Origin of the sequence: Paenibacillus sp. FSL H7-0350 (assembly GCF_038593195.1) — a bacterium.
Classification (GTDB): Bacteria; Bacillota; Bacilli; order Paenibacillales; family Paenibacillaceae; genus Paenibacillus_AQ.
The window spans coordinates 1917355-1943434 of record NZ_CP151972.1; the positions used below are offsets into that span (position 1 = coordinate 1917355).

Consider the following 26080-nt stretch of genomic DNA (forward strand, 5'->3'; position numbering starts at 1 on the left):
GCGTTATCATATGGGTGAATTCAAACGGCTGCGAAGAGGAGCGACTGTGATGAAACTGCTGATTTCACGCTTCATTGCCATCCTTATTCTAGTGATTCCCGGCCTCCTGGCAATGACGGGCTTCCTGATGATGAAAGATGATCTGTTCAATTATTTTGCCATGCATGGCGATGAGACTGCTATTCCCAAATTTGCGTGGCTGCATTTCGGCGGCGGACTGCTCTTGTTCCTGGCGGGCATGACCTTCCTGGGCGGCTGGATTCTGACCCGTGACCGCAAAAAGAACTACGTAGGCCCCCGCTTCCGGGAGAAGCAGCAAGCACAGCAGCCCCCGTCTTCCGAAGCCCGCTCCTAATCCTAATAATTGAAACAGGGGATGTCTCAAGCCATGAACGAATCGGCTGCTGAAGCATCCCCTTGTTGGTTATTGATCACACTAGAACCATACGATAGAGCAATTGCATATGGTACAACAGAGTTGGGCAATATCCAGCAGAAATAAAGAGCTATTGTACTTTGTACAACAGAATTTCGCTCAAACCCGCTATTAGCCCCAAACTGGCAAAATCTAATGTACCAAATACAGCAGAATGCCATTTACCACTCAAAAATCGGATTTCTATTGCACAATATACAGTTACCTTAGCTAATTAGCCGCAGTAGCCTTTACTTCATTAGTCTGTACGCATTAGCATTAGCCTCAGCGCAGCCTTCGTTCACCCCATTCGGCAAACATCCTACTCCCTCAAAAGCTCCAGCACACGTCCGTTCTCCGCTCACTCAGCGCTCATTCACTCCCCAGCCGCTTCCTTGCTCCCCCGCACCAGCTCGCTGTAAAGACCGCCCTGCTTCAGCAGCTCCTCATGCGAGCCCTGCTGAAGCAGACGTCCGCCCTCAAGCACCAGAATGCGGTCAGCAGCGCGGATCGTGCCCAGCCGGTGGGCGATCACGAAGCTGGTCCGGCCGCGCATCAGCGCCTGGAGCCCTTCCTGAATCTTGATCTCAGTCACCGTATCGATGCTGCTCGTCGCCTCATCCAGTACCAGCATGGACGGATTCGCCAAAATTGCCCGGGCAATAGCCAAGAGTTGCTTCTGCCCCTGGCTGATACCGCTGCCATCTACAGACAGCATCCGGTCGTAGCCGTCCTGGAGTCGCATAATGAAGGCATGGGCATTGGCCAGCTTCGCGGCCTCCTCCACCTCTTCATCGGTTGCATCCAGCCTGCCGTAGCGGATATTATCGCGGATCGTACCTTTGAACAGGAAGGAATCCTGCAGGACGAAGGCCATATGACTGCGCAGACTTTCACGGGTGACCGTTGACAGCTCCCGCCCGTCCAGCGTAATGCTGCCCCGGCTCGGATCGTAGAAGCGGGACAGCAGGCCGATTAGTGTCGTTTTGCCAGCACCGGTAGGTCCGACCAGCGCAATCATCTCCCCTGGCTTCGCCTCGAACGTAATTCCCTGGAGCGTATCGGCTCCACCTTCATAAGAGAAGGACACATCCGTGAACTTTACGGCTCCCTCCACATGTTCCAGCTTCACCGCCTCGCCTTCATCCCGGGCCTCCGTCTCCTCATCCAGCACCTCGAAAACACGCTCCGCCCCGGCGATAGCCGACAGCAAAGTGTTCCACTGGTTCGCCAGATCATTCAGCGGCCGGGTGAACTGACGCGCATATTCGGCAAAAGCAATAATAATCCCCACCGTCACGAGCCCGCGGATGGCAAGCAGCCCCCCGACTCCGGCCACGATGGCAAAGCTCAGATTGTTCAGACCATTCATCAGCTTAGGAATAAAGCCCGAAATCGATTGTGCCCAATACCCCGACAGCATAATCCGTGTATTACGCTCTCTGAAGCCGGTGATCACCCGCTCCTCCTGCGAGAAGGCTTTGATAATCCGTTGCCCGGACAAGGTCTCTTCGATGAACCCGTTCAGCTCACCCATATTGCGCTGCCGCTCTTTGAACAGCGGTCCGGTCCGCCGGGTAATCCAGCGCATGCCCAGCATCATCAGCGGTACCACAATGAAGGTCAGCAGCGTTAGCAACGGGCTGAGCCACAGCATCACGCCTACCGTTCCCACCAGCGTCAGAATACTGGAAAAGATCTGAATGGCCGAGCTGTTCAGCGTCGAGCTGATATTCTCAATATCATTGGTCAGACGGCTCATAATCTCCCCCTGCTGCCTGCGGTTGAAGAAGGAGATCGGCAGACGGTGCAGGTGCGAGAACAGATCGGTCCGCATCCGGTAGACCGTCTCCTGGGCCACCTCGATCATCCAGACATTTTGCAGCCAGGAGACCAAAGAATTCAGCAGGTAGACGAGCGCCAGAACCAGCAGGAAGACAGCCCACGTTCTGCCGCCCTCCCCGCCGAGATAATCGTCCACTGCCCGGCTGATCAGGTAAGGTCCAAGGAGTGACAAGGCTGAGCTTAGCAGAACCATGAACAGCACTAAGATCAGCTTTGTCCGGCGTTCGGCGAGATACGTCCATATGCGGCCTAGTGTGCCCGACCAGTTCTTGGCCTTCGCCTTCGGCTTCCGGCTGCCCATCGCCCCGAAGATTTTGGCTTCGCCGTGGCCTACCTCCAGCTTCGGATAGCGGAACGGCTCAATGAGTGCTTTGAACATGCTGCGCCTCCCCTGTCTGCGATTGATAGATTTTGCGGTACAGTGCGGACTCATCCATTAGCTCGGAATGGGTCCCCTGCGCAATCAGCCGGCCTTCGTCCAGCAGCAGAATCAGATCCGCTGAGGCGGTTGAGCTGATTTTCTGTGTGATCAGGAAGGTCGTGCAGGACAACTTCTTCAATTCTGCCAGCAAAAGTCCCTCCGTCACCGCATCAAGCGCACTGGTACTGTCATCCAGAATCAGAATCGCCGGTCTGCGCACCAGCGCCCGCGCAATGCTCAGACGCTGCTTCTGCCCGCCCGACAGATTAACTCCGCGTTGCCCGAGGGCAGTATCGTAGCCCTGCGGCAGCGCTGCAACTGTGTCATGAATCTGGGCTGCCGCCGCTGCCTGCTCAATCTCTGCCTGACTCGCCGCTGCATTTCCCCAGGCTATATTCTCCCGGATTGAGCCGGTGAACAGGAGCACCTCCTGCGGTACATAGCCAATAGAGCCCCGTAAGGTCTGCATATCCATCTCCGTATGCTTCTGTCCGTCCACCAGGATGCTGCCGCTGCCGCATTCATACAGCCGGGGAATCAGCGTTACCAGAGAGGTTTTGCCGGAGCCGGTCGCGCCCATAATTGCCACACGTTCACCCGGCTGCACCGAGAAGGAGATGTCCTCCAGAACCTTAATGTCACTGCCGGGATAGCTGAAGCTGACCTGCTGGAATTCAACCTTGCCTTGGGCAGCCGACGTTAGACCTTCTCCTGAAGTCATGCCCAGCTCGCCCGGACCTTCGCTTGCCGCCATCACTTCAGCGATCCGTCCGGATGATGCCCGTGCGCGGGAGAAGCTTACCATGATCCAGGATAGTGCTGACAGCGCTCCCATCGTACGCAGCGAGTAGTTAATGACGGCAACCGTCTGCCCCAGCGTAGCATCCCCTGTAGAGATCTCAATACGCCCAAACCACAGCACGGCCAGAATCCCGGCATTGACGATGATCATAATGAACGGTGTTGAGGTCTCGGTGAGCCTCAGCGCAGCAACAGTCGATCTCATCAGCTCTCCGCTGAACGTTGCGAACCGCCCGATCTCATGGCCCATCCGCACAAATACACGGATCAGCCGGATTCCGGTCAGATTCTCCTGAATAACCCCATTCACGCCGTCAAGCCTCGTCTGCACATTGCGGAACAGCTCGGACGCCCTGCGCATCAGCCAGATCATAAATATCACCAAGAACGGCAGGGTCACGGTCAGCAGCAATCCCAGCTTGATATGTACAACAAGCGCCATAATCACGCTTCCGATCACAACCAGCGGAATACGGGTCATGAACCGCAGCCCCATGAATATCGTATCCTGTATTTGTGTTACATCCCCAGTAAGGCGGGTGATCAGGGATGAGGTAGGGAAGCGGCTAAAAATATCGTAAGAGAACGACTGTACCTTTTCATACAATTTGTCACGCAGGTCGAACGCGAACCCCTGACTGGTATGCGATGCAAAAAAGGAGCTGAGTATTCCCGCCACAAATGCCACAGCGGCGCTCCCAACCAGCACACCGCCCCACAGCCAGACGACAGCCGTGTCCTGTTGCCGGATACCGTCATCAATGATTTTGGAGATCAGCAGCGGCTGCGACAGCTCCACGGCCAGCTCAATCAGCATCATGACCAGCGCGGCAATGGCGGCGACCCGGTATTTTTTAAGAAAAGTCAACATTAGCTTCATCGAAGATACCCCATTTGCTTATTCGTAGAGCGCATCCCGCAGGCGGGTAGACATGGCAGAGCCCTGTCCCGACTTCAAAATGACCCGGCGCAGTGCCTTGTTGCTGCGGTTCAGCTCAGTGAGCTCGGCCAGCATGTCTTCCAGTAAATTCTCCGTACCCGGGATAAGCTCCCCCTTCTCCCGCAGTGCATGGATCCGTTCCTTGTATTGCTCCAATTTCTCTGTCACCTGACTAACTTCCCTTCTGTTCACTATATTCTCCTGTTGAAGACACAATTGCGTTCATTATAGCACATCCCGGGCGGAAACAATGTTTGCACTGGCTACTCCGGCCCCGAGTATGATACTCTAGTAAGGTCGATTTTTTGGTCGTGTAGCAGATTAGCTGAACAGTGAAAGGATAGATGGACGTGGCACAATTATTTTTCAGGTATGGAGCTATGAACAGCGGCAAATCCATTGAGATTCTCAAGGTTGCACATAATTATGAAGAGCAGGGCAAGTCGGTGCTCCTCTTCACACCTTCCATTGATAACCGGGATGAAGTAGGATACATCTCCTCCCGGATCGGACTGCGCAAGCAGGCCATTCCGATTGATGAGCATACAGATATGTACAGCATCGTCAAAAATAGTCTGCCGAAGCCCCACTGTGTGCTGATCGACGAGTGCCAGTTCCTGAGCAAGGACTGCATCCTGCAGCTGGTGCGCATTGTGGATGAGCTAGACATTCCGGTGATGGCCTTCGGCCTCAAAAACGATTTCCAGAACAATCTGTTCGAAGGCAGCAAATATATGCTGATCTACGCCGACAAGATTGAAGAAATGAAGACCATCTGCTGGTTCTGCGCACGGAAAGCCACCATGGCACTGCGGGTTGAGAACGGCAAGCCGGTATACAGCGGCAAACAGATCCAGATCGGCGGCAATGAAGCCTATTACCCGGTCTGCCGTAAATGCCACAAGAATCCCCCATTGTAAAATACCCTAATATACAACATTAAAACGCACTCCAGCCCTAATCCGGCCGGAATGCGTTGTTTGTTCTCCCGTCTATTGAACCGCTTGAAGCGCCTTGTGCTCATCCTCCTTGCGGACGAACAAATCATGCTGCATCGTACTCTTCCCTCCGAAGTTAGCACGCCGTGTGGTCTCTCTCATGCCGCCGTTAATCCTGGAACGGTGAGGGATGCCTGCTGCCGCAAGGCGGCTTTTGACCCGGAAATATTGTCCCTGATCAAAAGTAGTGTACACTAATGTGCGCTCCCGCGGGACGAAGAAATGCCAGATGCCTCTAAGTAAGCCCACATGCGTCACCTCCCTTTAGTTCAGATAACGTTCAAGTAGAATCCGCAGATGGTGCTGTTCATGTCCGATGATCAGACAGAGCTGCGCACGCACAGACATGGCAATCCCGCCAAAATTCCCTGTACGGGCATAGACGTCCTCCGCAAGACTATCTGCCAGCGCCAAGGTGGACTCCCGGACGATCCGGTAGTGCGCAATCATCTCCTGCAGCGTGAAGCGGTCGAACGCCCCGGCAGCCGCATAATCATTCTCCTCATAACCAGGCAACGGCGCCTGTTCCCCCCTCGCAAAACAAAGCAACCGGTAAGACATGATGCGGTCATTATCCGTCAGATGCCCTAGCATTTCCTTGATACTCCACTTCCCGGGGGCATAGCGGTAGGCTCCTTGCTCCTCTGTCAGCCCGCCAAGCAGAGCCAGCACCTGCTGAGTCTGCTCTCTTAGAATGACGCGCAGTTCTCCTTCCGGCGGCACCAATGTAATATATCTGGACTGAAATTCGGTGTACTCTCCTTGCGCAGGACGCTGATTCATGGTAAAAACCCCTCTCCAATCCAATTTTTAAGAAATATTTGCCGGATTGTGTCAAAACCTGTTGTTGTATCCTAGCCTATTATGTATAATATCACCAGGATTACAGATTTGTTAATCTATTTCCCGGGAGTGTAAGCATGCTGGATTTTGTGCTATTTATGATATTTTCAATATTGGAAACGTACGCAATGTTTTATTTAGCTTTCAAAGTTTTTAAAATTGATGTTTTCCATATAGAAATGATATTTGCAAGTTTTATAATGGCATTCCTTTCATTTGTAATTCGTGTGAACTATTCTTGGGTAGAGTTAGACATAATTGTACAATATCTCTTAATTTTTTGTTTCTTATGGCTACTTTTTAGAATTCATATATTTTATTCAGCAATACTTACAGGCATGACCTACCAAGCTTACACATTTATTCAGTTAATTTACGCACTAATATTTAATAAATTCGGTTTATTATCAAGTCAAACATTCTACGGCTTAGATATTACTACGTATTTTTTGCAATTCCTCACAGCTTTGACTGCTATAATAACAGGTTATTATGTTGGATATAAGCGTAAAGGATTTGATTATGTTCCAGATAAACCCAATGGGATTGTCATAATTAGCAAACGCGAAAAAATACTTTTCATTCTAAATTTACCAACTGTAGCAGTTGTAATTTCTATTATGCATCTATTTGATTCTGGTTACTTTCTGGCTCTACCAGTTATATATTTCACCCTTATGTTTTGTTATATTTACTTATCTTATACGAAGGACAGAAGCGGTCATGAATATATTAAGCAATAAAATTGCTTCAATTATTAAACAAACGAATCCTCAGGAGACTAGCTCTATTGAAATTATGCAATATTCCCTTAATATAATTTTAAACAGCTTGGTCATTATCATATCATCCTTGCTCATTGGATGGTTTACAGGAAGTGTTGGAGAAACCGCAACTGTTCTTTTTGGCTTTGCCTTTCTAAGATTTATGTCTGGCGGTAAGCATCTTAAGACTGCAACAGCCTGTAATGCCATATCTATCACATTATGTTCATCCCTACCACACCTTTCTTTTTTAATCGAGAATCAATTGTGGATAATTAATTTATCCTCATTTATTATTATGCTTATTTTTGCACCTAATCCTGATGCCAATGTAAGAATCCCTCTACGCATTTATCCATTCTTGAAGGTGATTTCCTTAATGATGGTAACATCAAATTTCTTCATTTGTTCGTCTGTCCTCGGATTGGCTTTCTTTGCTCAATCCTTAACAGTAATATCTTTACCTAAAAGGAGGGTCTGAATTGAAACAGAAACTAGCACGCATTGCATCCAAAGCCCTGACATCATCAGCCCATGTATTTGCTTCAGTACTAAAATCTTGGATTCACAGTCCGGAAGCACCAAAAGAATTACGTAAGTAATTACACAAGGATGGGGAGTACATGCGTGTCTTACTAAACGACGGCTCTTCCCGCAGTATCCGGGAGGAGGAGATATTGTATTTCTCTAACCACAAGAATACGATATTCGTCCATACGAAAGAAGGCGAATTTGTTCTCCCTACCACTCTTTCCGATTTGTATGCAGCTTACGGAGGCATGGGCTTTGAACGTCTTGACCGCAGCAATGTAGTCAACATTGGCAATATTGACGGTTATGATCCGGAACGGAAGATTGTTCTGTTCAATCAAGGGGAACAATTTGCTACTGTATCAGAGTCCAATGAAACACGTATCCGCAGATTTCTAGCTTCAAGGAAAAACGAATCACCGTCGTAGAATGTAAAGAGAGCAGCGATCCTCCAAATAGAGGGTCGCTGCTTTTTTATAATCATATACGGCTACAAATTCAATCATTATCACATATTATCCAACATATGTAAAGTAAAATTCACAGGGCGAATACCAGCAGACGGATTATATTCCAGATGGTACCATTTACATAGAAGCATTTCATTAATATCTTAATTATCTTTCCCAACACTCTCAACCATGATGGAGGAATACAATGGAAACTTACTTTCATCCTTCTCCGCGCCCCTCATCACTTGAGCAATTGTCTGACGAACAATTAATGAACATCTACGAATTGGCGCTGGAAGCCAAGGCTTCGCCAGATTTTATCCAGATAATCAGGAACGTCCTCACTACGCGGAATATTTCAAAAACCCAACATCATTAGCATGCGAAGCTCTCCTTCCATAAGATATACTTGCACAGACGCCAAAAAACCATCCTCCACAGACAGTGCGGGGATGGTTTTTGGTGTGTAACAAACTTCTGTCTACTCGATAATTTCGGTCTTGAACACGTTCTCCAGCTTACCGCCGAGGCGCTTTTTCAGGGGAACCTTGATGTCGCGTCCCAGCTCTTTGAAGAAGGTCTCTGCGTCACATTTGACGTTCTGAGCCATGGCAATGACGGTTCCATCGGCAACGATATTCTGATTCACTTCTAGCGGCACATCTACTTCGATATCGTATTTTTTGGTCAGTGTCTTGATGTATCGTGCAAAAATCTCCAACAGCTCTTCGTTGTTGAAATTCTCGATCGCAGCTTTTCCTTTACTGGTAAACTTCATATTGATTCTCATGTTTCTTATCCCCTTTTCTGTCTAACCATTTGTAGTTTGTTTATGGATCAAGATGAATAGATGGCTGCAAGAAAGGGCAACATTATTCATTTTGGAAGCACGTTATGCCGGGCCCTTCTTTACTTGTACACGCCCTTGATCTGTTGTACTTTGAACTGGGTGAATTCCTTCAAGGCCTGAATAACCTGGTCTTGTTCCTCTTCCTTCAGCTCATAAATACCTTCACGCAGCCATTCTCCGAACAAGTATGCCTGACGCCCCTGGCGCGGCTGCCTGCGGAGGCTATCCAGACTTCCCTCGAATATATCGTTCAGCACATCGGTCAGGTTGTACTTCTCGATCTTCTCTATAACCATTCCTGCCCCATATTCCGTCTCATAAACGATTACCTCTTCAGAATCAAAGGAAACATATGACGTTTCTTTGTCTTCCTTCGCCCGGAATTCCTTCAGCTTGTTGAACGCCGTCTCGTAAATGTAGTCTTGGGACTGATTATGCTTAGGTAGCTTGTAGCCCTGTTTCAGGGTCTTGATGTACTCAATATCAGGCATATAGTCGGCCAAATGATACATCCGGTTCTTGAGATCCCCTCCGAGTGCTTCAATGATCTTATCCAGGTTATCCTTAAGCGGGATACTCTCTCCCCGTTCAATCTTGCTGAGCTGTGAATAGCTGATGCCGCTCTTCTCTTCCAGCCCCCTGAGGGTTAACCCGCGGGCCTTCCTGAAGTGCCGGATGAAATTCCCCAGCTCATCGGGGTAATTATCGAAATCGTTCATAAGAGCCACCTCTACCTATATCATAACACAAGACAACAATTTGTGTTTCATAATAACAATTGTTTGTGTAAATTCTTTGGATCAGAATCGTAAAAACCTCCACATCCTCTTAATTTCTGGAGTTAATTCCCATAAATGAGAGCCGTTCCGATCCGTTTTCCTTATTCTCTCAAATACACCCCGATCTTATCCGATATTAACTAATGTAAACTTAATACCACAATTGGAGGAATGTTCATGTCTTACACAATGGAAGTCAATATTGCAAAAAACCAGGTAATCGTCAAAGCCTACGGCCTGACTGAGAGTGATGTACCCGCCTACATAGCAGATTTTGAAAATGCTCTGAAGCAGCTGAAGCCGGGCTTTACCGGAGTAACCGATGTGACAGGTTCCCCAACTGTGCTAGCGCCTGAAGTAGCCGCAATGCTCGCCCCGACCGGTGACCGAGCGATAGAAGCAGGGGTAGGCGGCTGGGTATACGTTGCAGACTCCCCGGTCTGGAAAATGCAAATGAAAAGACTGTTCGGCAAATTCGCCGTGCATTACCCTACATATCAAGAAGCCGATGCTTACCTTAGCAGCCTGGGCAACCAGTCCGTTAATTAAGGTATATGAAATATAAGCTTATATTTATAACAAAACCGACCAAGGAATGGCTTGGTCGGTTTCTTTTACATAATTATTCTTGGCGTAGTACCTTAACCAAAGCTGCGACTTCCTCGCTCCCATAGCCAGCATGAAGGGCCTTGTGGAAGAGATTCTCTGCAAACCTCGGGAATTCGTTATTGATGCCTGATTCACGTGCCTGCAGCGTAAGCAGTTCAATGCTTGTCATGGACATTTGAAGCGAGCTTAAGGGTTGACTGTAGGCGTTGTTCTGGATGACCGTGCCCTGATATTTCATCACCTCACCGATCACCGGCGATACCTGGGCAATCATTGCACCAAAAGCCTCAACAGATAATTCATCCGTTTCTAGAATGCGTGCCGCGTGGAAAAAACCCAGATAAGAGCCGAATAGATAGGCCAGGAAGGCCAAGTCGGTGGAAGCTGCTGCGCTGACTTGTTCACCGTGATAAGAAACGTTTCCGGCTAGCTTTTGTAAAAGCGACTCACTTTGTCGCCAAGTACTCATGCTCCCCGAGACGAAGATTGTAGCTCCTGCGCTACCCATTTGCGGTGGTGAGGCCACAATAGCTCCATCCAGATAAGCCGCCCCCAGTCTAGTGGTCCACGCTTCAAGGTCACGGGCTTGCTGCGGACTTCCGGTACTGAGCTGAATGAGCACACGGCCGGCCAGAGCGGACTTTACCGACTCCTGGTTCAAGATACTTGTGGATACTCCGTAATCGGCTAAACAGATGATCGTGATCGGACTGGCAGCTACGGCTGAAGCTGCACTGGAAGCGAGAACAGCTCCGCGACGGATAAGTGAATCTGCTCTTGAGGGAGTGCGGTTCCATACCGTAACCTGGTAATTCTGCTCTACCAGTACTGCGGCAATGGCTGCTCCCATGGCTCCGAGGCCAATCACAGTAACTTTATGCATGAGCTGAGCCCTCCTCAGGATTTCCCGAAGCGGACTCTGCCGCAGTGAGATGCAGCATTTGAATACTCTGTGAGTCGATCATCCCGGCAAAATCCCGAAACTCCGGTGAAGAATGAAGCTCTTCCATCGCTGCCAGCGCCGTTTCCATTGTCGACCAGCAGATCATATCGGTCCATTGGTTATGGTCTGCCGTATGCATCAGATTCCGGGACTGGAAACCGGGAATCTGGGTGTGCAGAAATTGGGTTAAGGTCCGTGAAGCTTCGAGGAAACTGGCCTCGTTTGTGTCTTCCTTTAAATGAAATACAACCAATTCCAGTACATAAGGCATTGTTGCTTGTGTCATGTCCGTTGCTCCTCTAAGGTTATTGTTAGCTGTGTCGTAGGCTTGACTTCACTAATATGGTTTAGTATAAAGAAGAATAGTGCCAAACCATGGCACTATTCCAAACTTAATTCCCAAGGGAGTATGAAAGTGAACAAAGCACAACGCCTCATCCAATTAATTATGCTGGTGAATGAACGCAGGAAATTTACAATACAGGAGTTAGCTGACGAGTGCGGCGTATCCCGGCGGACCATGATCCGCGATCTGACGGAGTTGAGTGAGCTGGGAGTGCCTCTGTATTCCCAACCGGGGGCTCACGGGGGCTACCGCGTCCTGCGCGAAAAGGTACTTCCGCCGATCAGCTTCACTGAGCATGAGGCGATGGCTTTGTTTTTTGCCTGCCAGTCACTTCAGAACTATAAATCCCTCCCGTTCGACGATGAGGTCAACACCGCACTGCAAAAATTCATGCATTACATGACAGCGGACAGGAAAGCAGCGATTCAGCGGATGCAAGAGCGTCTGGTGTTCTGGATACCTCCCCATGATCTGGACCTTCCTTGTCTAATAGACTTACTGGAAGCGGCTTTGGAGCAACAGACCGTCCATATTGTTTATGAAGCCAAGGAACGGAGTGAGCGAGACATTCTACCTCTTGGTGTGTATACAGTGAATGGGTTGTGGTATTGCCGGGCGTATTGCGGGGTAGCCAAGGATATGCGGGTCTTTCGTGTAGATCGGGTGAAAACGTGTCAACCAGCGGCAGATAACAATCTGACCTACAATATTACGTCCGAGGAGGCCAATATTCGCCATTGGGTGATGCAGATGGAGGATAGGGATCTGGTGGAGCTCGTAGTGGAGCTGACACCTGAGGGCGTTAGACGCTGTCAATCTGAGATATGGCTGTCCCAGTCGATTGAAGTGCATGAGGATGGTTCAGGCATTATAGATACGCACATAAGTGAGTCCTATCTGAATTGGGCAGCCCATTTTTTTCTGGGATTCGGATTGGAGGCCCATGTACGCCAGCCTGCGGCTCTGCGAGGACAAATAGGAAGACTGCTGCAGGAATTATCGAATCAATACAGGAGCTGAAGCAGAAACGATTCTGCTGCTGTCACAAGCAAAGAGCCGGAGCTGCACCGCAGTCTCCGACAAAGTAATTTTCACACGTTTAAAACTGCTGAACTACCAGTAGAGCATCAGATTAAAAAGGATGGATACGCTTGTTAAACCCTATCCACCCAAAATCTAATGGACCGGAGAGATCTTATCCCCGCGAAATCGCCACTTTTTGCAGCTTAACGGACTCAGTGGACCTTATAGTCTCTCTAGGAGACGTTTCGGAGCTGAAATGCAAAGGATAAGGCCTGTGGTGCTCTTCTGTCAATAAAGTGGACGCCCAATTAAACGACTGTCTGGTAGTAAAGTTGCTCAAAACGCACTGGCGACATGTATCCCAGAGTACTGTTGGAACGCTTACGGTTGTAAAACAACTCCAAATACCAGTATAGCTTTTGGTATGCCTCTTCCATGGTTTTAAACTTTGGATGACTGTAAATCAACTCGCGCTTCAGAATGCTGTGGAACGCTTCTATACAAGCATTATCGTAGCAGTTGCCCCTGCGGCTCATACTCGCTTTCATACGATAGGTTTGGAGCTGTTTCCGGTAATCCTTGGAGGCATACTGAGATCCTCGGTCGGAGTGGTGTATCAGGTCCTTCCCAGGCTTTTTCGCCTTGTAGGCCTGCTTGAGGGCGTCTAGAACCAGATCTGTGGTCATCCGGTCACTGAGCTTCCACCCCACAATCTGTTTCGTATACAGGTCCAGAATACTCGCCAAATAGAGTTTGCCTTGGCGACATGGAATGTACGTAATATCGGCCACCCATTTTTCATTTGGCCTTGTGGCCGAAAAGTCTTGCTTCAGTTCATTGGGCGCGATCGGCAGATTGTGATTCGAATCCGTGGTCGTGACCCGATATTTACGGGCCATACACGAACGTATCCCTTGCTCGCGCATGAACAGGCCGACGGTACGCTCGGAGACCTTCCAGCCCTCCTTTTGGAGTTCCCGATGAATCCTTGGGCTGCCGTAGGTGCCCCCTGAATCCTGGTGATACCACCGAATACGCTGAATCAGCTTCTCTTTTCGCTCGAGGCGTACCGGCTGCTCTGCCGCACGCCATTTGTAGTACCCGCTTCGGGATACCTTTAGGACCTTGCACATCTTCTCCAATCGAAAATCCGAGCGGTGATCTTCGATAAACTGGAACCTTAGTTCTTTTCTTTGCTGAAGATGTGCAGCGCCTTTTTTAGAATGGCCAGTTCTTCTTTCAGGTCCTCGATTTCACGTTCTTTGCGGTGATTCTCCGCTTCGGCATCCTTAAGCGTCTGTTCAATCTGACGCATTTTCTCCGGATGGTGAATGGCCTCCTGCTCGAATTGGCGGTACTGAGAGATCCATTGGTGAATTGTACTCTTGGGGATATTCAGCTCCTCACAGATATCCCCTATACTCTTGGTCTGCTCCTGCACATATTTCACCGTCTGCTTCTTAAATTCTTCATTGTATCGTTGCCGTCGTTCCCCCACATTGGACACCTTCCTTCGTTAAGCCTATTATCCAGTGTCTCTTAACGTGGCGTCCACTTTTTATTCTAATTGCATGGAGTCCGTTACTCGCCCAATTGGCGACTTTCTTCCCAAAGAAGAGCACCTCAGTCCGTTACGCTAAGCCAACCCCCCCTGAAGAACAAGGCCCGCTTGGAAAAAAGATGTTAAATCCGATAAGGTACTAGCTGCTATAGATTCACCACATATAATAGCCCAAGTGCTTTTTGTTATTCCTCAATACCCCGGCCAAGGACGCCGCACACAATATAATATAGAGTCCCAGGAAAAGCGGCATGGACAGGATCGCCTTACGCTCAACAATCCCCATTCCAATAAAAGTCATCCCTAATACGAGATAGGGCAAGACCATCCCTCTTTGGAAAGATGCCCGCTCCTCCTTACTCAAACTATTCCTAACGGATTGCCGAAGGAACACATCAAGTCCAAAAAAATGACAAACTGCCTGTGTGAGCATCCAGATCCCTAAAAGAATCTGCGCTATGATTTCTCCCACCCCCTTTGCTTATCCCTTCATTATAAACTAAAAAAGCCATTCGAATGAAGGAGTGGCTTGATTTGTTATTTATTCAGTTGACGAGCTTCACTAGCATTGATATATAATACTTTCCAGCTGATACTGTTTAAAGTAACGTTGCATATAGTCAATCTAAAAGACCAATTCATTTATTTCACTATAGCTTAGAAGGATGTGTATTCAATGTCTAAATCTAAACGTGAAGGCACATTACGATTGTCAATATTCATCATCATGATACCTTTGATTTTCGTGGTTCAATCCAATCCTTACTATATAGCTATTATCTCGTTCGTTGCACTGTATTCGCTTTTAACAGGCGTTTACAGACTCACACGCAAGTCATGACCGCAAACGAGGCTGTTACTCAATGGCGACTGCCTCAGGATCATCCTAGACAAATACAACGTAACAATATAACTGAAGCCCGCGATGGGCTTCTATATTTTTGTGAAGAAGAACAATATCCATTTCTGAGAGTTTTTCTCACCGACCACTGTATGGAGCCTCATTGTTGCACTTCTTGCAGGATTCCTCTATAAAATGTTACTGGCTACCGCACATTGTTGCATCATTTGCAGGAAATCTGGTGTTTAAAGCACGTTAGTGCTCGGTTTGTTGCTATTCATGCAGGATTTCAACAAAGGTTGCTTCGATTAGGCAGCATTGCTGCACTTCTTGAAGGATTTCCCTGAAATCTTACGGGCTGTGGAGTTAGGCCTCTACATCATCGCAGCAGCGCCGAATATGATCGGCTTTTCGTGTATATCGGACCTGGGTTCAGTGAAACAAAATACCACTTGCTATTGGGGAATACAATTTCCCATTAGCAAGTGGTATTTATTATTATGCTATTCCTACCCCTAACCCTTTCAAGACACCTTATGCTCAATCCGCAGCTTGTCGGCGACCATGGCAATAAATTCCGAGTTAGTTGGCTTGGATTTGGAGATATTAATGGTATAGCCGAACAGGTGGGAGATGCTGTCGATATTGCCACGGGTCCAGGCGACTTCAATCGCGTGGCGGATGGCGCGTTCTACGCGGGAAGGCGTGGTCTTGAACTTCTCGGCTATAGCCGGATACAGCGTCTTGGTGATGGCACCAAGGATCTCAATGTTGTTATAGACCATGGTGATGGCTTCACGCAGGTACTGGTAGCCTTTGATATGTGCAGGGACGCCGATTTCATGAATGATTGACGTAATATTCGCATCCAGGTTCTTGCCCTTGGACAGCGGAACCACATTACTGGAAGATCTGGAAGAAGAATAGCCGGACATGTTACCGGAAGTGCTCATGCTGCCCTGCGTACCGACCAGCTGGCGCACACGGTTCGCCAGAACCTCCATGTCAAACGGTTTCAGAATATAATAAGAGGCTCCAAGCTGAACGGCTCTCTGCGTAATATTCTCCTGGCCGAAAGCGGTCAGCATAATGATCTTGGGCTGCGGGTTCAGATCCATATCACGCAGGCGTTCAAGTACGCCGAGGCCGTCCAGATGCGGCATAATGATATCAAGAATAAGGACATCAGGGATCTTGCGTGCTCCGCTGAGCATCTGTAGTACCTCTTCCCCATTATAGGCAATGCCTGTCACGGTCATATCTTCTTGTTCAGTAATGTACTCTGCGAGCAAGTTCGTGAACTCCCTGTTATCATCGGCCAACAACACTTCAATATTCTGCACTGGCTGCTTCCTCCTTATATATCTGCTATTCAGAAAATAATGATCATCTTCTCTCCCTATAACTTTCGACATCAGATTTGAATATCCTTCTGTCGAAAATTATTTTTCTTTATTTTTTTTCGGTGTTGATTTATAATTGAATATTTTATTTCAGGTTTCGAGGATAATCGCTGCCCTTCGACAAAAAAATCTTAAGGCTAAACCGCCTTAAGATTGTATTGAAGCTCCTGATCCTGTTGAACCACACCGGAGTCCCTAAGCATCCACTCAATGAAGCAGCCATACCCTGACTTGGGATCATTGACGAATACATGGGTCACTGCACCGATCAGACGGCCGTTCTGGACAATCGGGCTACCGCTCATCCCCTGGACAATCCCTCCGGTCTTATCGAGCAGACGGGGGTCGGTGATGCGCAGCACCATGCCCTTCGTAGCAGGGGTCTGCTGACGGGCGACATGGATGATCTCTACGTTGAAGCGTTCGACCTGTTGACCATCGACGACAGTAAGAATCTGTGCGGGACCTTCCTTCACTTCAGTGCTCATGGCCACCGGAATCGGCTCCTGATACAGGCTGTGCTCAGGATTACGGGTCATTTTACCGAATATTCCGAAATCCGTGTTACTCTCCACATTCCCGAGAACCTGGCTTTCTTTCAGAAAACGAGCCCGTTTCTCCCCCGGATCGCCATCCTGGCTCTTGGAGATCGAAGTGACGCTGGACTGCACGATATGCCCGCTGCCGACCACAATCGGCGTACCTGTGTTCATGTCAGTGATGACATGCCCAAGGGCCCCGTACACACCCTGCTTCGGGGCATAGAAAGTGAGTGTCCCTACACCTGCTGCGGAATCACGGATGTAGAGCCCGAGCCGCCATACCTTGTCTGTGCGGTCATACGCGGGCTTCAGCTGAGCTGTGTGCTCTTTACCGTCGCGTTTGTAGATGATGCTTAAGGAATCATTGCTTTTGCCGGCCTCTTCGACCAGCCTTGCTACCTTCGATACCTCGTCCAGCTTCACCCCGTTGATGGAGATCATGAGATCGCCGGGCAGGATGCCGCTATTCTCGCCGGGTGAAATCTTGGACTGCTCCGATACTTCAATCAGATGATGACCTACAACCAGCACGCCTGCCGACTTCACCTTCACGCCAATCGTCTGACCTCCGGGGATGACCTTAAGTTCATTCTCGGTTCCCTGTACCGCCGTAAGCGGCTGATGTTCAAGCGGTGCTGCGTGGATCTGTGAGGGTCCCGTTATGCCTGATAAACTGAGAAAGAAGGCAAATAAAAGGCCGGGCATTAACTTCCTGAGGTTAGGCTTCAATGGCTGTCACACTCCCTTTTGCTTCTTTCGCTTGACGAAAAAGGTGGTCGCCAATTGCGTACCTATAAGATAACCTTGCCCCCAGGCTTTTATTACTGTCAATCATTGTCCCGCTTAGCTTGCAGCTGCCTTGCTGGCCTCGGCCAGACCCAGCATCTCCTGTGCGTGATGCAATGTTTTTTCGGTAATTTCCACACCGCCCAGCATCCGGGCCAGCTCCATTACGCGGCCTTCGGCCGAGAGGGAGTCCACCTCAGTCATCGTGCGTCCGTCTTCGACTTTTTTGGCAATCAGGTATTGATGATCCGCCATACAGGCCACCTGCGGCAGGTGGGTAATGGAGAACACCTGGCAGGTGGAGGACAGCTTATACAGCTTGTCCGCGATGGACTGGGCCGCACGTCCGCTGACCCCGGTATCCACCTCATCGAAGATAAGGACTGGAATCGCATCATGCCGCGCAAAAATACTCTTCATTGCCAGCATAATCCGCGATAGCTCTCCACCGGAGGCGATCTTGCCTAGCGGACGCAGCGGCTCGCCGGGATTCGGGGAGATCATGAATTCAGCGCTGTCGATCCCCTGCCGGGTCAGACGGTACCGCCGTCCCTGATACTCCATGCCGCGCGGATCTTCGAGCGTCTCCATCTTCACCTGGAGTGAGGTCCGTTCCATCTGCAGATCCTTCAGCTCTCCCTCGACCTGTGAAGCAAGATCCGTCGCACACTGCCGCCGCGCTCCGCTCAGAGCTTCGGCTGACTCCATTAAGATATGAAGCAGACCATCGCGTTTGGCCGTTAATTTCAGGATATATTCGTCTTTATTCTCCAGAAGATCCGTCTCCCGCTCAATCTGCTGATAATACTCCAGAATCTGCTCTACGCTATCCCCGTATTTACGACGCAAGCCAGTAATCTGGTCCAGACGGTTCTCAATATCATCCAGCCGCGCCGGATTGAATTCGATCTCTTCACGGTAGTCGCGCAGCTGAAACGCCGCATCCTCCAGCTGGTAATACGCCGACTGCAATTGCTCGAAGACTGCCCGCAGACCTTTTTCGTCATACCGCACCGCATCTTCAAGCCTGGAGATTACATTACCAATGGACTCCAGCCCTTGCCTGTCATACAGCAGCTCGTATGCGCCGGATACTGAATCCATCATTTTCTCGCTGTGGGATAGTTTTACCCGTTCTTCGGCAAGTAATTCATCTTCTCCCGGTTTTAGTCCCGCAGCAGAAATTTCCTCCAGCTGAAAACGGTACAAATCCAGCATCTGATACGCCTTTTGGCTGGATTCCTGAAGTTCCCGAAGTTCTTTTTCCACTTTGGCGAAGGCTGTATATTTCTCCTGATAATCTGCCTTGAGCGGTCCGATCACCGCTTCCCCATAGGTATCCAGCAGGCCCAGGTGACGTTCAGCCTTCAACAGGTTCTGATGCTCATGCTGTCCATGAATATTGACCAGTTGCTCCCCGATTTCGCGCAGCATGCTCAGATTGACCATCTGACCGTTCACGCGCGAAGTACTCTTGCCCTGGGAGGTAATCTCCCGGCGGATCACCAGATGCTCCTCACGTTCTGCCCCAATGCCCAGCCGCTCCAGCGTATCCCAGACCGGATGGCTTCCCGGCAGACTGAAAAGCGCTTCCATTTCGGCCTTCTCACACCCGTACCGGATGGAGTCAGCAGAACCGCGTCCCCCGGCAATAAGTGCGAGCGCATCGATGATAATTGATTTCCCGGCACCGGTCTCCCCTGTAAGGACATGGAACCCCGGATAAAAATGCACATCCACCGCCTCAACCACGGCCAGATTGCGTATAGACAATGTCTCTAACACGAATACAGCACCTCCGACAAGATGATTGCCTGTCTGCCCGCAGGCAGAACTACGATATATAGCCCATAATTTGTGAAATGACGTCCTTGCTGTCCTCCGGCTGGCGGCAGATAATCAGGATGGTGTCGTCTCCGGAGATCGTACCCATAATTTGCGGCCAGTCGATATTGTCAATCAGCGCAGCCACAGAATTGGCCGTTCCCGGCAGACATTTCATGACCACAAGATTCGCGGAATAGTCGATTTGTACAAAGTTGTCCACCAGCACCCGCTTCAGCTTCTGGGTGGGGTTGTAACGCTGGTCGGTGGGCAGGGAATACTTGTAACGTCCGTCATCCATCGGTACCTTAATCAGCAGCAATTCTTTGATATCTCGGGATACGGTAGCCTGGGTGACTTGAAAACCCGATTCCCGCAGCGCCTCCACCAGATCATCCTGGGTTTCGATTTCCTTTTGCGAGATAATTTCTCTAATCTTGATATGCCTGTGTCCCTTCATTGTTGCCTCCCGTATTTATATAGTGCTTAACTGGATTCTCCGTCGTCCTTGCCGAAATTAATTACATGAATGTTGGAAGTCACCGTATCCACATAGAGTACCCCGCTGCAATCCGGGTAGATCAGCAGATAGGGGAGGATGTAGTCCCGGAGTCCGCTGCCGGTGAATTCAAGCTCCTTGCGGGGGCGGGACAGGATGACCAGATAGTAATGCTCCTCATTCCTGGTGGCTACGTAATCAATGAACAGCCTGCTGTACATCGGTGCCCCATTCACCTGAAAAGACAGCGGAATCTTCAGCTTCCCGCCGATGACCTCATACCCTGCATCCTCCAGCAGAGCGATGGATGGATGGGACTGAATGACCTTGTTGATCGGCACCCGGTCCTTCATGAAGGAACCCGGGGACCCCTGCAGCCAAATATAGATTCTATAAAGGATAAAGATTGCCGCCGCCAGTCCTATAAGTGCCACTACAGCCTTGTCCGAGCTCGCCACTCCCATCACCTCGGTGAATCTATTCGCGTGCCGGCGGGTAAAATCCTGCTTCTGGCCGACAATCTGCCGCTAATTCCGGTTCGGGGAGACCTATAAAATTGTTATCTTTGCAGCAAAAGAAACTCATCTCTTCGATGAGTTTCCATGGCCCGCAGCGCTGAAGGTTGCATTCGCTTCCTTAATGACGGAGTCGGCAAGCGCGGCGAAATTATTCGGCTGTGCTTCAGCCGCAGAAGTCTCCTGCGCTGAAGGCTGCTCCGCAGCCTCAGCAGGCAGCAGCTTCCAGTGTGCCAGAAATTCGATATTACCTTCCCCCCCGGTAATAGGGGAATACGTCAGTCCTGCAAGCGTGTAGCCCAGTTCGGCTGCCATGGTCAGTACGTTTAACAGCACCTCCCGGTGAACAGCCGGTTCGCGCACGACTCCAGACTTGCCCACCTTCTCGCGGCCGGCTTCGAACTGCGGCTTAATCAGCGCAGCGATATCAGCAGGACGGTTCAGCAGCGCCATAAGCGGCGGCAGGATGATTCTCAGTGAAATGAAGGAGACATCGATACTTGCAAAGTCAGGTACCGGTCCCTTCAAATCTGGCGGGGTCATGTAACGGAAGTTGGTCTGCTCCATTACGGTTACCCGATCATCATTACGCAGGCTCCAGTCGAGCTGGTTATGTCCCACATCGATCGCGTACACATGGGCCACGCCGTTCTGAAGCGCACAATCGGTGAAGCCTCCTGTTGAGGAGCCGATATCCAGCATGTTGCGGCCGGTCAGCCCGATGCCGAACTGCCGTAAGGCCTTCTCCAGCTTCAAGCCGCCGCGGCTGACATAGGGGTGTAGTGCTCCCTTGACTCTGAGGACAGAGCTGCGGAGCACCTTCATCCCCGGCTTTTCAATCCGTTCTTCGTTCGCAAGCACCAGGCCCGCCATGATGGCAGCCTTGGCCTTCTCACGGCTGTCGTAGAAGCCTTGCTCCACTAACAGCACATCAATTCGTTCCTTAGGGTGTTCCATGTTCATCTCCCGATCACTTCGGTCAGCCCTCCGCCCCTGCCCTTACGAGGTAGAGGTTGACTTATAGGTATAAGTGCTGAGCCCCTTCATTGACTTAATACGTGCGCATACGGCTTCAACGGTAAGCCCGGTCTCCTGCCGCTGCTCCTTGATGGACCCATGCTCGACGAAAATATCCGGCACTCCCATCAGGTGAACATGTGCATCATATATTTCATGCTCTGCAAAGAACTCCAGCACCGCACTGCCAAGGCCGCCGGCCTGGCTCGCTTCTTCCAGCACCACCATACCCGTTCCGGCATGTGCCAGATCAAGCAGCATGGTATTATCCAGCGGCTTCAGGAAGCGCGCATTGACTACACCGATCTGAATACCTTCACGCTTCAGCACTTCCGCCGCCTCTTCGGCCACCTGAACCATCGGGCCGCAGGCAAGCACGGCATAATCTTCTCCGGGACGCAGACGTTCCCAGGTGCCGATAGGCAGACTGTGCAGCTCAGCATCCAGAGCCACACCCGTGCCGTTAATCCGCGGATAACGGTAAGCAATCGGTCCTTCATTATAGTCCAGCGCCGTCTTCATCATGTGGCGCAGCTCATTCTCATCCTTCGGCATCATAAGCACCATGTTCGGAATATGACGCATAAAAGCGATATCGTACACGCCCTGATGGGTCTCCCCGTCTGCGCCGACAAAGCCCGCACGGTCAATGGCGAACATAACATTAGCATTATGGCGGCAAATGTCGTGAACGATCTGATCATAAGCGCGCTGCATGAAGGTGGAGTAGACGGCAAATACCGGCTTCATGCCTTCCATAGCCAAGGCCGCACATAAGGTGGCGGCATGCTGCTCCGCAATCCCGACATCAATCATCCGGTCCGGAAATTCCTTGGCGAACGGGAATAGTCCAGAGCCGCCCGGCATCGCCGGTGTTACGGCAACCAGCCGCTTATCCTGATGCCCCAGCTCGATTAACGTCTGTCCGAAGACTTCCGTGTACATCGGATTGCCGACTGCTTTAAGAACCTGACCGGATTCGATTTTGTAAGGGGAAATTCCGTGCCATTTATAGGAATCGACTTCCGCCGGTTTGTAGCCCTTGCCTTTGGTGGTAAGGACATGCACCAGGACAGGCCCGGATACATTATCCGCCTGATGGAAGGTGTCGATCATCTTCTCCAGATCATGACCGTCCACGGGTCCAAGATAGGTAAATCCGAGTTCTTCGAACAGAACACCGGGTACCAGCATGTTCTTCAGACCGTCCTTCACATTCTGCGCAGTCTTCGCCAGACGTCCGCCGATGGCCGGGATTTTCTTCAGCAGGCCTTCGACCTCGTCCTTAGCCCGCAGATAATGACGGTCCGAACGGATCTTGCTCAGATAGTTATGCATCGCTCCTACATTCGGTGCAATGGACATTTCATTGTCGTTCAGGATCACCATGAGCTTGCGGCGCTCATGCCCGATATGGTTCAGCGCTTCAAAGGCCATTCCGCCGGTGAGGGCGCCATCGCCGATAACGGCAATTACCTTATTGTCTTCACCCTTGAGGTCACGGGCCATCGCCATGCCCATTGCCGCCGACAGAGAAGTGCTGCTGTGTCCGGCTTCCCAGACATCATGCTCACTCTCCGAACGTTTGACGAAGCCGCAGAGTCCGCCCTGCTTGCGCAGGGAATCGAACCGGTCCTGACGGCCGGTCAATATCTTGTGGACATACGCTTGATGCCCTACATCATAGATCATCTTATCCCGGGGACTGTCATAGCAGTAATGCAGGGCCAGCGTGAGCTCCACGACTCCCAGATTGGATGCGAGATGTCCCCCTGTTACTGACAGCTTCTCGATCAGAAACTGGCGGATTTCCTCCGCAAGGGCAGCCAGTTCCCCGACTGATAAAGATTTTAGCTCCTGAGGATCATTTATTTGTGGAAGCAGCACGAGTATTCCCCGCTTTCCTAGATGTTGTAAAATATAAACCCCATTATAACACAAACGAAACGGCTGCTGAAACACAGCCGTTTGCCGAATCTTCATTTAGTGGTCACGTGACATCAAATAATCTGCAATTTCCAGCAGCCGGGACGGGTCCTGGAACCCTCCTTTTAGGATCGCCAGATGCGCAGCAGCCGTAAGTTGCTTCACCTCTTCGCGCGAAGCTTCAAGGCCGATGAAATACGGATAGGTCACCTTCTGCTGTTTGATATCACTGCCGGTCTTTTTGCCCAGCTTGCTCTCATCACCTATGAGGTCCAGAATATCATCCTGAATCTGGAAGGCCAGACCGATCTGTGTGCCGAACCGGCGCAGGGCCTCCAGCTGCCCCTCATTCGCACCGGCGATTCTGCCGCCCGCAAGCAAGGAGAAGATCATCAGATCGCCAGTCTTGTGCAGATGAATATACTGGAGCTGCTGCAGGTCGGTCATTCCCTGCTCGCCTTCCATATCGGCTACCTGACCGCCGACCATACCGCGCGGGCCTGCCATCTCAGCCAGATCCTCCACGATGGACAACACGCGCTCTGCCGGAACCCCATGCTTACGGGAGGCTTGTACCACACTGTAGAACGCATGGGTCAGCAGCGAATCCCCTGCCAGAATGGCCATCGCTTCCCCGAAGACCTTATGGTTCGTCAGCTTGCCGCGTCGGTAATCATCATTATCCATCGCCGGAAGATCGTCATGAATCAGAGAATAGGTGTGCACCATTTCAATCGCAGCTGCTACAGGCAGCGCAGCTTCACGGCTGCCGCCCAGCGCTTCGCACGCGGCGGTGACGAGCAGCGGCCGCAGGCGCTTACCACCAGCTTGCAGCGAGTATTCCATCGACTCTCTTAGGACCTGGGGGACGTCCCACTGCTCTGGTACGACCCCGCTTAGAGCAGCAGCAACCCAGCTGCTAACGTCAGCTATATACTGCTCCAGCGGTTCGCGGCCCTGCGGCCCCGCCGCCCCGCCGGATGGCTCAAGCTCAGAATGACTCATCGCTATCGCCTTCCAGCCGGCTGCCGAACGGCTTCTTGCGCAGTTCGCCATCCTCCACGGTGATCATCTCAATCTTGCGCTCTACCTGCTCCAGCTTGCTGCCGCATAGCTGCGAGAGCTTCATTCCCTGCTGGAATAAATCAATCGCCTTCTCCAGGGGAACGTCACCATGTTCAAGCTCACGCACGATACCCTCCAGGCGCTCCATGGCTCCCTCAAAATCCAGTTCAGCTTCCTTCGCCATTCGCTTTGCCATCCTCCTTCATTCCCCATACGTGGCAGTTTAGTTGTCCGTCATTAAGCTTTATGTTGACCACATCGCCAAGCTCTACTTCCTTCAGCGATTTGATTACACGCTGTTCCTTCTCGTCATACACGAGGCTGTAGCCCCGCGACATGACCTTAAGCGGGCTGAGCGCATCCAGATGGCGCAGCTCCGCCCCGAACCGCGCACGCTTATCTGCAAGGCGCGCCTGCATGGCCGCCGTCAGCTCACGGGTGAGGCCATCCGTGCGCCGGCGGGCAGCGCTGACGCTGCTCAGCGGATGGAAGCGCTGCAAGCTCTGGTGCAGCAGCGCACTGCGCCCCTGCGCGCGGCTGTGCCTTGTCTCTGCTGCGCGGAGCAGGGCCGCGCGCAGCATATCCAGCCGCTGCGCGTGCTGGGCCAGCTGCCGGCGGGGGCCGGCCAGCGCCAGCGAGCGCTGCAGCGCAGCGAGGCGTTCGCCGCCGCGCTGCGAGCGGCGCAGCAGCGCTTGGCGCAGCCGCTGCCGGGCCATGCGCAGCTGCCCGGCCAGCTCGGCTGCGCTCGGCACAGCGAGCTCTGCCGCTGCCGTAGGGGTGGCCGCCCGGAGATCGGCGGCGAAATCGGCGATCGTGAAGTCGGTCTCGTGGCCCACAGCCGAGATGACCGGAATCCCGGAGGCCGCTATCGCCCGGGCGACGGCCTCTTCATTGAAGGCCCACAGCTCCTCCAGGGAGCCGCCGCCGCGCCCGACAATCAGCACATCGGCCTCTCCCATAGCATTCAGGTTCTGGATGGCCTGTACAATGGACGGGCCAGCCCCCTTACCCTGCACTAGTACAGGGTAGAGCACAATCGCAACCTGCGGATAACGGCGCTGCAGGGTGATGATGATGTCCCTCACAGCAGCTCCTGTCGGGGAGGTCACAACCCCGATGCAACGCGGGAATTGCGGCAGCGGGCGCTTGCGCTCCGCTGCGAACAGGCCTTCCTTCTCCAGCTTGCTTTTCAGCTGCTCGTAAGCCAGATACAGGCTGCCGATCCCGTCAGGCTGCATATGTGTCGCATAGAACTGGTATTGCCCGTCCCGTTCATATACGGTCACATTCCCCCTGGCGATTACCTTCGTGCCTTCCTTCGGCACGAACGGCAGCCGCGAGTTATGCGAAGCGAACATGATAGCTTTGATCCGGCTGCTCTCATCCTTCAGCGTGAAATACATATGCCCGCTTCCGTGATGGGTGAAATTCGAGATTTCACCGCGAATCCATACATCGGACAGCAGCGCATCCGAATCCAGCTTCATGCGGATATATTTGTTAAGCTCCTTGATGGAGTAGATCTGCCGCTCTGCCGCCAT

The 26080-nt window shown here is 51.2% G+C and carries 29 protein-coding genes; 8 read left to right on the forward strand and 21 right to left on the reverse strand.

What is annotated here, in order from left to right; all coding sequences use genetic code 11:
* Positions 1 to 49 precede the first annotated feature (49 nt).
* Positions 50 to 355: a DUF2627 domain-containing protein gene (locus NYE24_RS09010; protein WP_036698330.1), complete on the forward strand. Its 306-nt coding sequence runs from the start codon at positions 50 to 52 to the stop codon at positions 353 to 355.
* Positions 356 to 791: 436 nt separating this feature from the next.
* Here the strand turns inward: NYE24_RS09010 and NYE24_RS09015 are convergent, their stop codons facing one another.
* Genes NYE24_RS09015 through NYE24_RS09025 form a run of 3 tightly spaced genes read right to left on the reverse strand, consistent with a single transcriptional unit; the run spans position 792 to position 4590 of the window.
* On the reverse strand, positions 792 to 2639 hold the full coding sequence (locus NYE24_RS09015; protein ID WP_076154404.1) for an ABC transporter ATP-binding protein: 1848 nt from the start codon (positions 2637 to 2639) through the stop codon (positions 792 to 794).
* Positions 2620 to 4362: an ABC transporter ATP-binding protein gene (locus tag NYE24_RS09020; protein ID WP_036698337.1), complete on the reverse strand. Its 1743-nt coding sequence runs from the start codon at positions 4360 to 4362 to the stop codon at positions 2620 to 2622. The genes NYE24_RS09015 and NYE24_RS09020 overlap by 20 nt, the downstream gene beginning before the upstream one ends.
* Positions 4363 to 4380: 18 nt before the next feature.
* Entirely contained in the window at positions 4381 to 4590 is a 210-nt protein-coding gene (locus NYE24_RS09025; protein WP_076154406.1) for a hypothetical protein, read from the reverse strand.
* A gap of 182 nt (positions 4591 to 4772) precedes the next feature.
* Between NYE24_RS09025 and NYE24_RS09030 the strand changes: the two genes are divergently transcribed.
* Positions 4773 to 5342 (forward strand): thymidine kinase, encoded by a 570-nt coding sequence (locus NYE24_RS09030; RefSeq protein ID WP_036698342.1) that lies wholly within the window; start codon positions 4773 to 4775, stop codon positions 5340 to 5342.
* Positions 5343 to 5414: 72 nt separating this feature from the next.
* On the opposite strand, the gene NYE24_RS09035 is transcribed toward NYE24_RS09030, so the two are convergent.
* Both NYE24_RS09035 and NYE24_RS09040 read right to left on the reverse strand, forming a co-directional pair.
* Positions 5415 to 5669 carry a hypothetical protein gene (locus NYE24_RS09035; protein WP_342478501.1) on the reverse strand — a complete coding sequence of 85 codons (255 nt, stop codon included), beginning with the start codon at positions 5667 to 5669 and terminating at the stop codon, positions 5415 to 5417.
* 15 nt (positions 5670 to 5684) lie between these two features.
* Positions 5685 to 6203, reverse strand: coding sequence for a DinB family protein (locus NYE24_RS09040; protein WP_342478502.1), 519 nt, complete (start codon positions 6201 to 6203; stop codon positions 5685 to 5687).
* A gap of 137 nt (positions 6204 to 6340) precedes the next feature.
* Here NYE24_RS09040 and NYE24_RS09045 point away from each other — a divergent pair, with 137 nt between their 5' ends.
* From NYE24_RS09045 to NYE24_RS09060, 4 genes are all read left to right on the forward strand, one after another.
* A complete protein-coding gene (locus NYE24_RS09045; protein ID WP_036698350.1) occupies positions 6341 to 7006 on the forward strand; it encodes a hypothetical protein in 666 nt (221 codons plus the stop codon).
* Positions 6987 to 7508: an accessory gene regulator B family protein gene (locus NYE24_RS09050; protein ID WP_342478503.1), complete on the forward strand. Its 522-nt coding sequence runs from the start codon at positions 6987 to 6989 to the stop codon at positions 7506 to 7508. Before NYE24_RS09045 ends, NYE24_RS09050 begins: the two co-directional genes overlap by 20 nt.
* A gap of 142 nt (positions 7509 to 7650) precedes the next feature.
* A complete protein-coding gene (locus tag NYE24_RS09055) occupies positions 7651 to 7986 on the forward strand; it encodes a LytTR family DNA-binding domain-containing protein (RefSeq protein ID WP_036698352.1) in 336 nt (111 codons plus the stop codon).
* A gap of 229 nt (positions 7987 to 8215) precedes the next feature.
* The gene (locus tag NYE24_RS09060; protein ID WP_083677725.1) at positions 8216 to 8389 is read left to right on the forward strand and encodes a sporulation histidine kinase inhibitor Sda; all 174 of its coding nucleotides are present in this window, start codon (positions 8216 to 8218) and stop codon (positions 8387 to 8389) included.
* A gap of 102 nt (positions 8390 to 8491) precedes the next feature.
* Here NYE24_RS09060 and NYE24_RS09065 read toward each other — a convergent pair whose 3' ends face one another.
* Together NYE24_RS09065 and NYE24_RS09070 are read right to left on the reverse strand one after the other, a co-directional pair.
* On the reverse strand, positions 8492 to 8800 hold the full coding sequence (locus NYE24_RS09065; protein ID WP_036698353.1) for a hypothetical protein: 309 nt from the start codon (positions 8798 to 8800) through the stop codon (positions 8492 to 8494).
* A gap of 119 nt (positions 8801 to 8919) precedes the next feature.
* Positions 8920 to 9579: a helix-turn-helix transcriptional regulator gene (locus NYE24_RS09070; RefSeq protein ID WP_036698355.1), complete on the reverse strand. Its 660-nt coding sequence runs from the start codon at positions 9577 to 9579 to the stop codon at positions 8920 to 8922.
* Between the two features lie 237 nt (positions 9580 to 9816).
* On the opposite strand from NYE24_RS09070, the gene NYE24_RS09075 reads away from it, so the two are divergent.
* Positions 9817 to 10188, forward strand: a complete 372-nt coding sequence (locus NYE24_RS09075) for a hypothetical protein (protein WP_036698357.1) — start codon at positions 9817 to 9819, stop codon at positions 10186 to 10188.
* 73 nt (positions 10189 to 10261) lie between these two features.
* Here NYE24_RS09075 and NYE24_RS09080 read toward each other — a convergent pair whose 3' ends face one another.
* On the reverse strand, positions 10262 to 11131 hold the full coding sequence (locus NYE24_RS09080; RefSeq protein ID WP_342478504.1) for an NAD(P)-binding domain-containing protein: 870 nt from the start codon (positions 11129 to 11131) through the stop codon (positions 10262 to 10264).
* Entirely contained in the window at positions 11124 to 11477 is a 354-nt protein-coding gene (locus NYE24_RS09085; protein ID WP_342478505.1) for a hypothetical protein, read from the reverse strand. The genes NYE24_RS09080 and NYE24_RS09085 overlap by 8 nt, the downstream gene beginning before the upstream one ends.
* A 129-nt stretch (positions 11478 to 11606) precedes the next feature.
* Here NYE24_RS09085 and NYE24_RS09090 point away from each other — a divergent pair, with 129 nt between their 5' ends.
* Positions 11607 to 12557, forward strand: a complete 951-nt coding sequence (locus tag NYE24_RS09090) for a YafY family protein (RefSeq protein WP_342478506.1) — start codon at positions 11607 to 11609, stop codon at positions 12555 to 12557.
* 311 nt (positions 12558 to 12868) lie between these two features.
* On the opposite strand, the gene NYE24_RS09095 is transcribed toward NYE24_RS09090, so the two are convergent.
* The 12 genes from NYE24_RS09095 to xseA all read right to left on the reverse strand — a co-directional run bounded on the left by NYE24_RS09095 (position 12869) and on the right by xseA (position 26080).
* Positions 12869 to 13729 carry an IS3 family transposase gene (locus NYE24_RS09095; RefSeq protein WP_342479201.1) on the reverse strand — a complete coding sequence of 287 codons (861 nt, stop codon included), beginning with the start codon at positions 13727 to 13729 and terminating at the stop codon, positions 12869 to 12871.
* A gap of 11 nt (positions 13730 to 13740) precedes the next feature.
* Positions 13741 to 14058 (reverse strand): transposase, encoded by a 318-nt coding sequence (locus tag NYE24_RS09100; protein ID WP_342477004.1) that lies wholly within the window; start codon positions 14056 to 14058, stop codon positions 13741 to 13743.
* Between the two features lie 1428 nt (positions 14059 to 15486).
* Positions 15487 to 16305, reverse strand: coding sequence for a sporulation transcription factor Spo0A (gene spo0A, locus NYE24_RS09105; RefSeq protein ID WP_036698363.1), 819 nt, complete (start codon positions 16303 to 16305; stop codon positions 15487 to 15489).
* A gap of 197 nt (positions 16306 to 16502) precedes the next feature.
* Positions 16503 to 17636, reverse strand: coding sequence for a SpoIVB peptidase (gene spoIVB, locus NYE24_RS09110; protein WP_342478507.1), 1134 nt, complete (start codon positions 17634 to 17636; stop codon positions 16503 to 16505).
* Between the two features lie 114 nt (positions 17637 to 17750).
* Positions 17751 to 19478 carry a DNA repair protein RecN gene (gene recN, locus NYE24_RS09115; RefSeq protein WP_036698368.1) on the reverse strand — a complete coding sequence of 576 codons (1728 nt, stop codon included), beginning with the start codon at positions 19476 to 19478 and terminating at the stop codon, positions 17751 to 17753.
* Positions 19479 to 19527: 49 nt separating this feature from the next.
* Positions 19528 to 19977: a transcriptional regulator ArgR gene (gene argR, locus NYE24_RS09120; RefSeq protein ID WP_036698370.1), complete on the reverse strand. Its 450-nt coding sequence runs from the start codon at positions 19975 to 19977 to the stop codon at positions 19528 to 19530.
* 26 nt (positions 19978 to 20003) lie between these two features.
* Positions 20004 to 20480, reverse strand: coding sequence for a hypothetical protein (locus NYE24_RS09125; protein ID WP_036698373.1), 477 nt, complete (start codon positions 20478 to 20480; stop codon positions 20004 to 20006).
* A gap of 117 nt (positions 20481 to 20597) precedes the next feature.
* Positions 20598 to 21488: a TlyA family RNA methyltransferase gene (locus NYE24_RS09130; RefSeq protein ID WP_342479218.1), complete on the reverse strand. Its 891-nt coding sequence runs from the start codon at positions 21486 to 21488 to the stop codon at positions 20598 to 20600.
* A 42-nt stretch (positions 21489 to 21530) separates the two neighbouring features.
* A complete protein-coding gene (gene dxs, locus NYE24_RS09135; protein ID WP_036698377.1) occupies positions 21531 to 23435 on the reverse strand; it encodes a 1-deoxy-D-xylulose-5-phosphate synthase in 1905 nt (634 codons plus the stop codon).
* A gap of 96 nt (positions 23436 to 23531) precedes the next feature.
* Positions 23532 to 24479, reverse strand: a complete 948-nt coding sequence (locus tag NYE24_RS09140) for a polyprenyl synthetase family protein (protein WP_051493869.1) — start codon at positions 24477 to 24479, stop codon at positions 23532 to 23534.
* The gene (xseB, locus tag NYE24_RS09145; RefSeq protein ID WP_036698378.1) at positions 24466 to 24723 is read right to left on the reverse strand and encodes an exodeoxyribonuclease VII small subunit; all 258 of its coding nucleotides are present in this window, start codon (positions 24721 to 24723) and stop codon (positions 24466 to 24468) included. The genes NYE24_RS09140 and xseB overlap by 14 nt, the downstream gene beginning before the upstream one ends.
* Positions 24707 to 26080 carry an exodeoxyribonuclease VII large subunit gene (xseA, locus tag NYE24_RS09150; RefSeq protein ID WP_036698381.1) on the reverse strand — a complete coding sequence of 458 codons (1374 nt, stop codon included), beginning with the start codon at positions 26078 to 26080 and terminating at the stop codon, positions 24707 to 24709. Before xseA ends, xseB begins: the two co-directional genes overlap by 17 nt.

Bases quoted from the DNA above. Each gene is read 5' to 3' on its own strand.
- NYE24_RS09020 (WP_036698337.1), bottom strand. From the start codon at position 4,362: ATGAAGCTAATGTTGACTTTTCTTAAAAAATACCGGGTCGCCGCCATT.
- NYE24_RS09015 (WP_076154404.1), bottom strand. From the start codon at position 2,639: ATGTTCAAAGCACTCATTGAGCCGTTCCGCTATCCGAAGCTGGAGGTA.
- NYE24_RS09060 (WP_083677725.1), top strand. From the start codon at position 8,216: ATGGAAACTTACTTTCATCCTTCTCCGCGCCCCTCATCACTTGAGCAA.
- NYE24_RS09075 (WP_036698357.1), top strand. From the start codon at position 9,817: ATGTCTTACACAATGGAAGTCAATATTGCAAAAAACCAGGTAATCGTC.
- NYE24_RS09125 (WP_036698373.1), bottom strand. From the start codon at position 20,480: ATGGGAGTGGCGAGCTCGGACAAGGCTGTAGTGGCACTTATAGGACTG.
- NYE24_RS09085 (WP_342478505.1), bottom strand. From the start codon at position 11,477: ATGACACAAGCAACAATGCCTTATGTACTGGAATTGGTTGTATTTCAT.
- NYE24_RS09140 (WP_051493869.1), bottom strand. From the start codon at position 24,479: ATGAGTCATTCTGAGCTTGAGCCATCCGGCGGGGCGGCGGGGCCGCAG.
- NYE24_RS09065 (WP_036698353.1), bottom strand. From the start codon at position 8,800: ATGAGAATCAATATGAAGTTTACCAGTAAAGGAAAAGCTGCGATCGAG.
- argR (WP_036698370.1), bottom strand. From the start codon at position 19,977: ATGAAGGGACACAGGCATATCAAGATTAGAGAAATTATCTCGCAAAAG.
- NYE24_RS09070 (WP_036698355.1), bottom strand. From the start codon at position 9,579: ATGAACGATTTCGATAATTACCCCGATGAGCTGGGGAATTTCATCCGG.
- NYE24_RS09050 (WP_342478503.1), top strand. From the start codon at position 6,987: ATGAATATATTAAGCAATAAAATTGCTTCAATTATTAAACAAACGAAT.
- NYE24_RS09130 (WP_342479218.1), bottom strand. From the start codon at position 21,488: ATGGAACACCCTAAGGAACGAATTGATGTGCTGTTAGTGGAGCAAGGC.
- NYE24_RS09040 (WP_342478502.1), bottom strand. From the start codon at position 6,203: ATGAATCAGCGTCCTGCGCAAGGAGAGTACACCGAATTTCAGTCCAGA.
- NYE24_RS09010 (WP_036698330.1), top strand. From the start codon at position 50: ATGAAACTGCTGATTTCACGCTTCATTGCCATCCTTATTCTAGTGATT.
- NYE24_RS09080 (WP_342478504.1), bottom strand. From the start codon at position 11,131: ATGCATAAAGTTACTGTGATTGGCCTCGGAGCCATGGGAGCAGCCATT.
- NYE24_RS09055 (WP_036698352.1), top strand. From the start codon at position 7,651: ATGCGTGTCTTACTAAACGACGGCTCTTCCCGCAGTATCCGGGAGGAG.
- xseB (WP_036698378.1), bottom strand. From the start codon at position 24,723: ATGGCGAAGGAAGCTGAACTGGATTTTGAGGGAGCCATGGAGCGCCTG.
- NYE24_RS09045 (WP_036698350.1), top strand. From the start codon at position 6,341: ATGCTGGATTTTGTGCTATTTATGATATTTTCAATATTGGAAACGTAC.
- xseA (WP_036698381.1), bottom strand. From the start codon at position 26,080: ATGGCGGCAGAGCGGCAGATCTACTCCATCAAGGAGCTTAACAAATAT.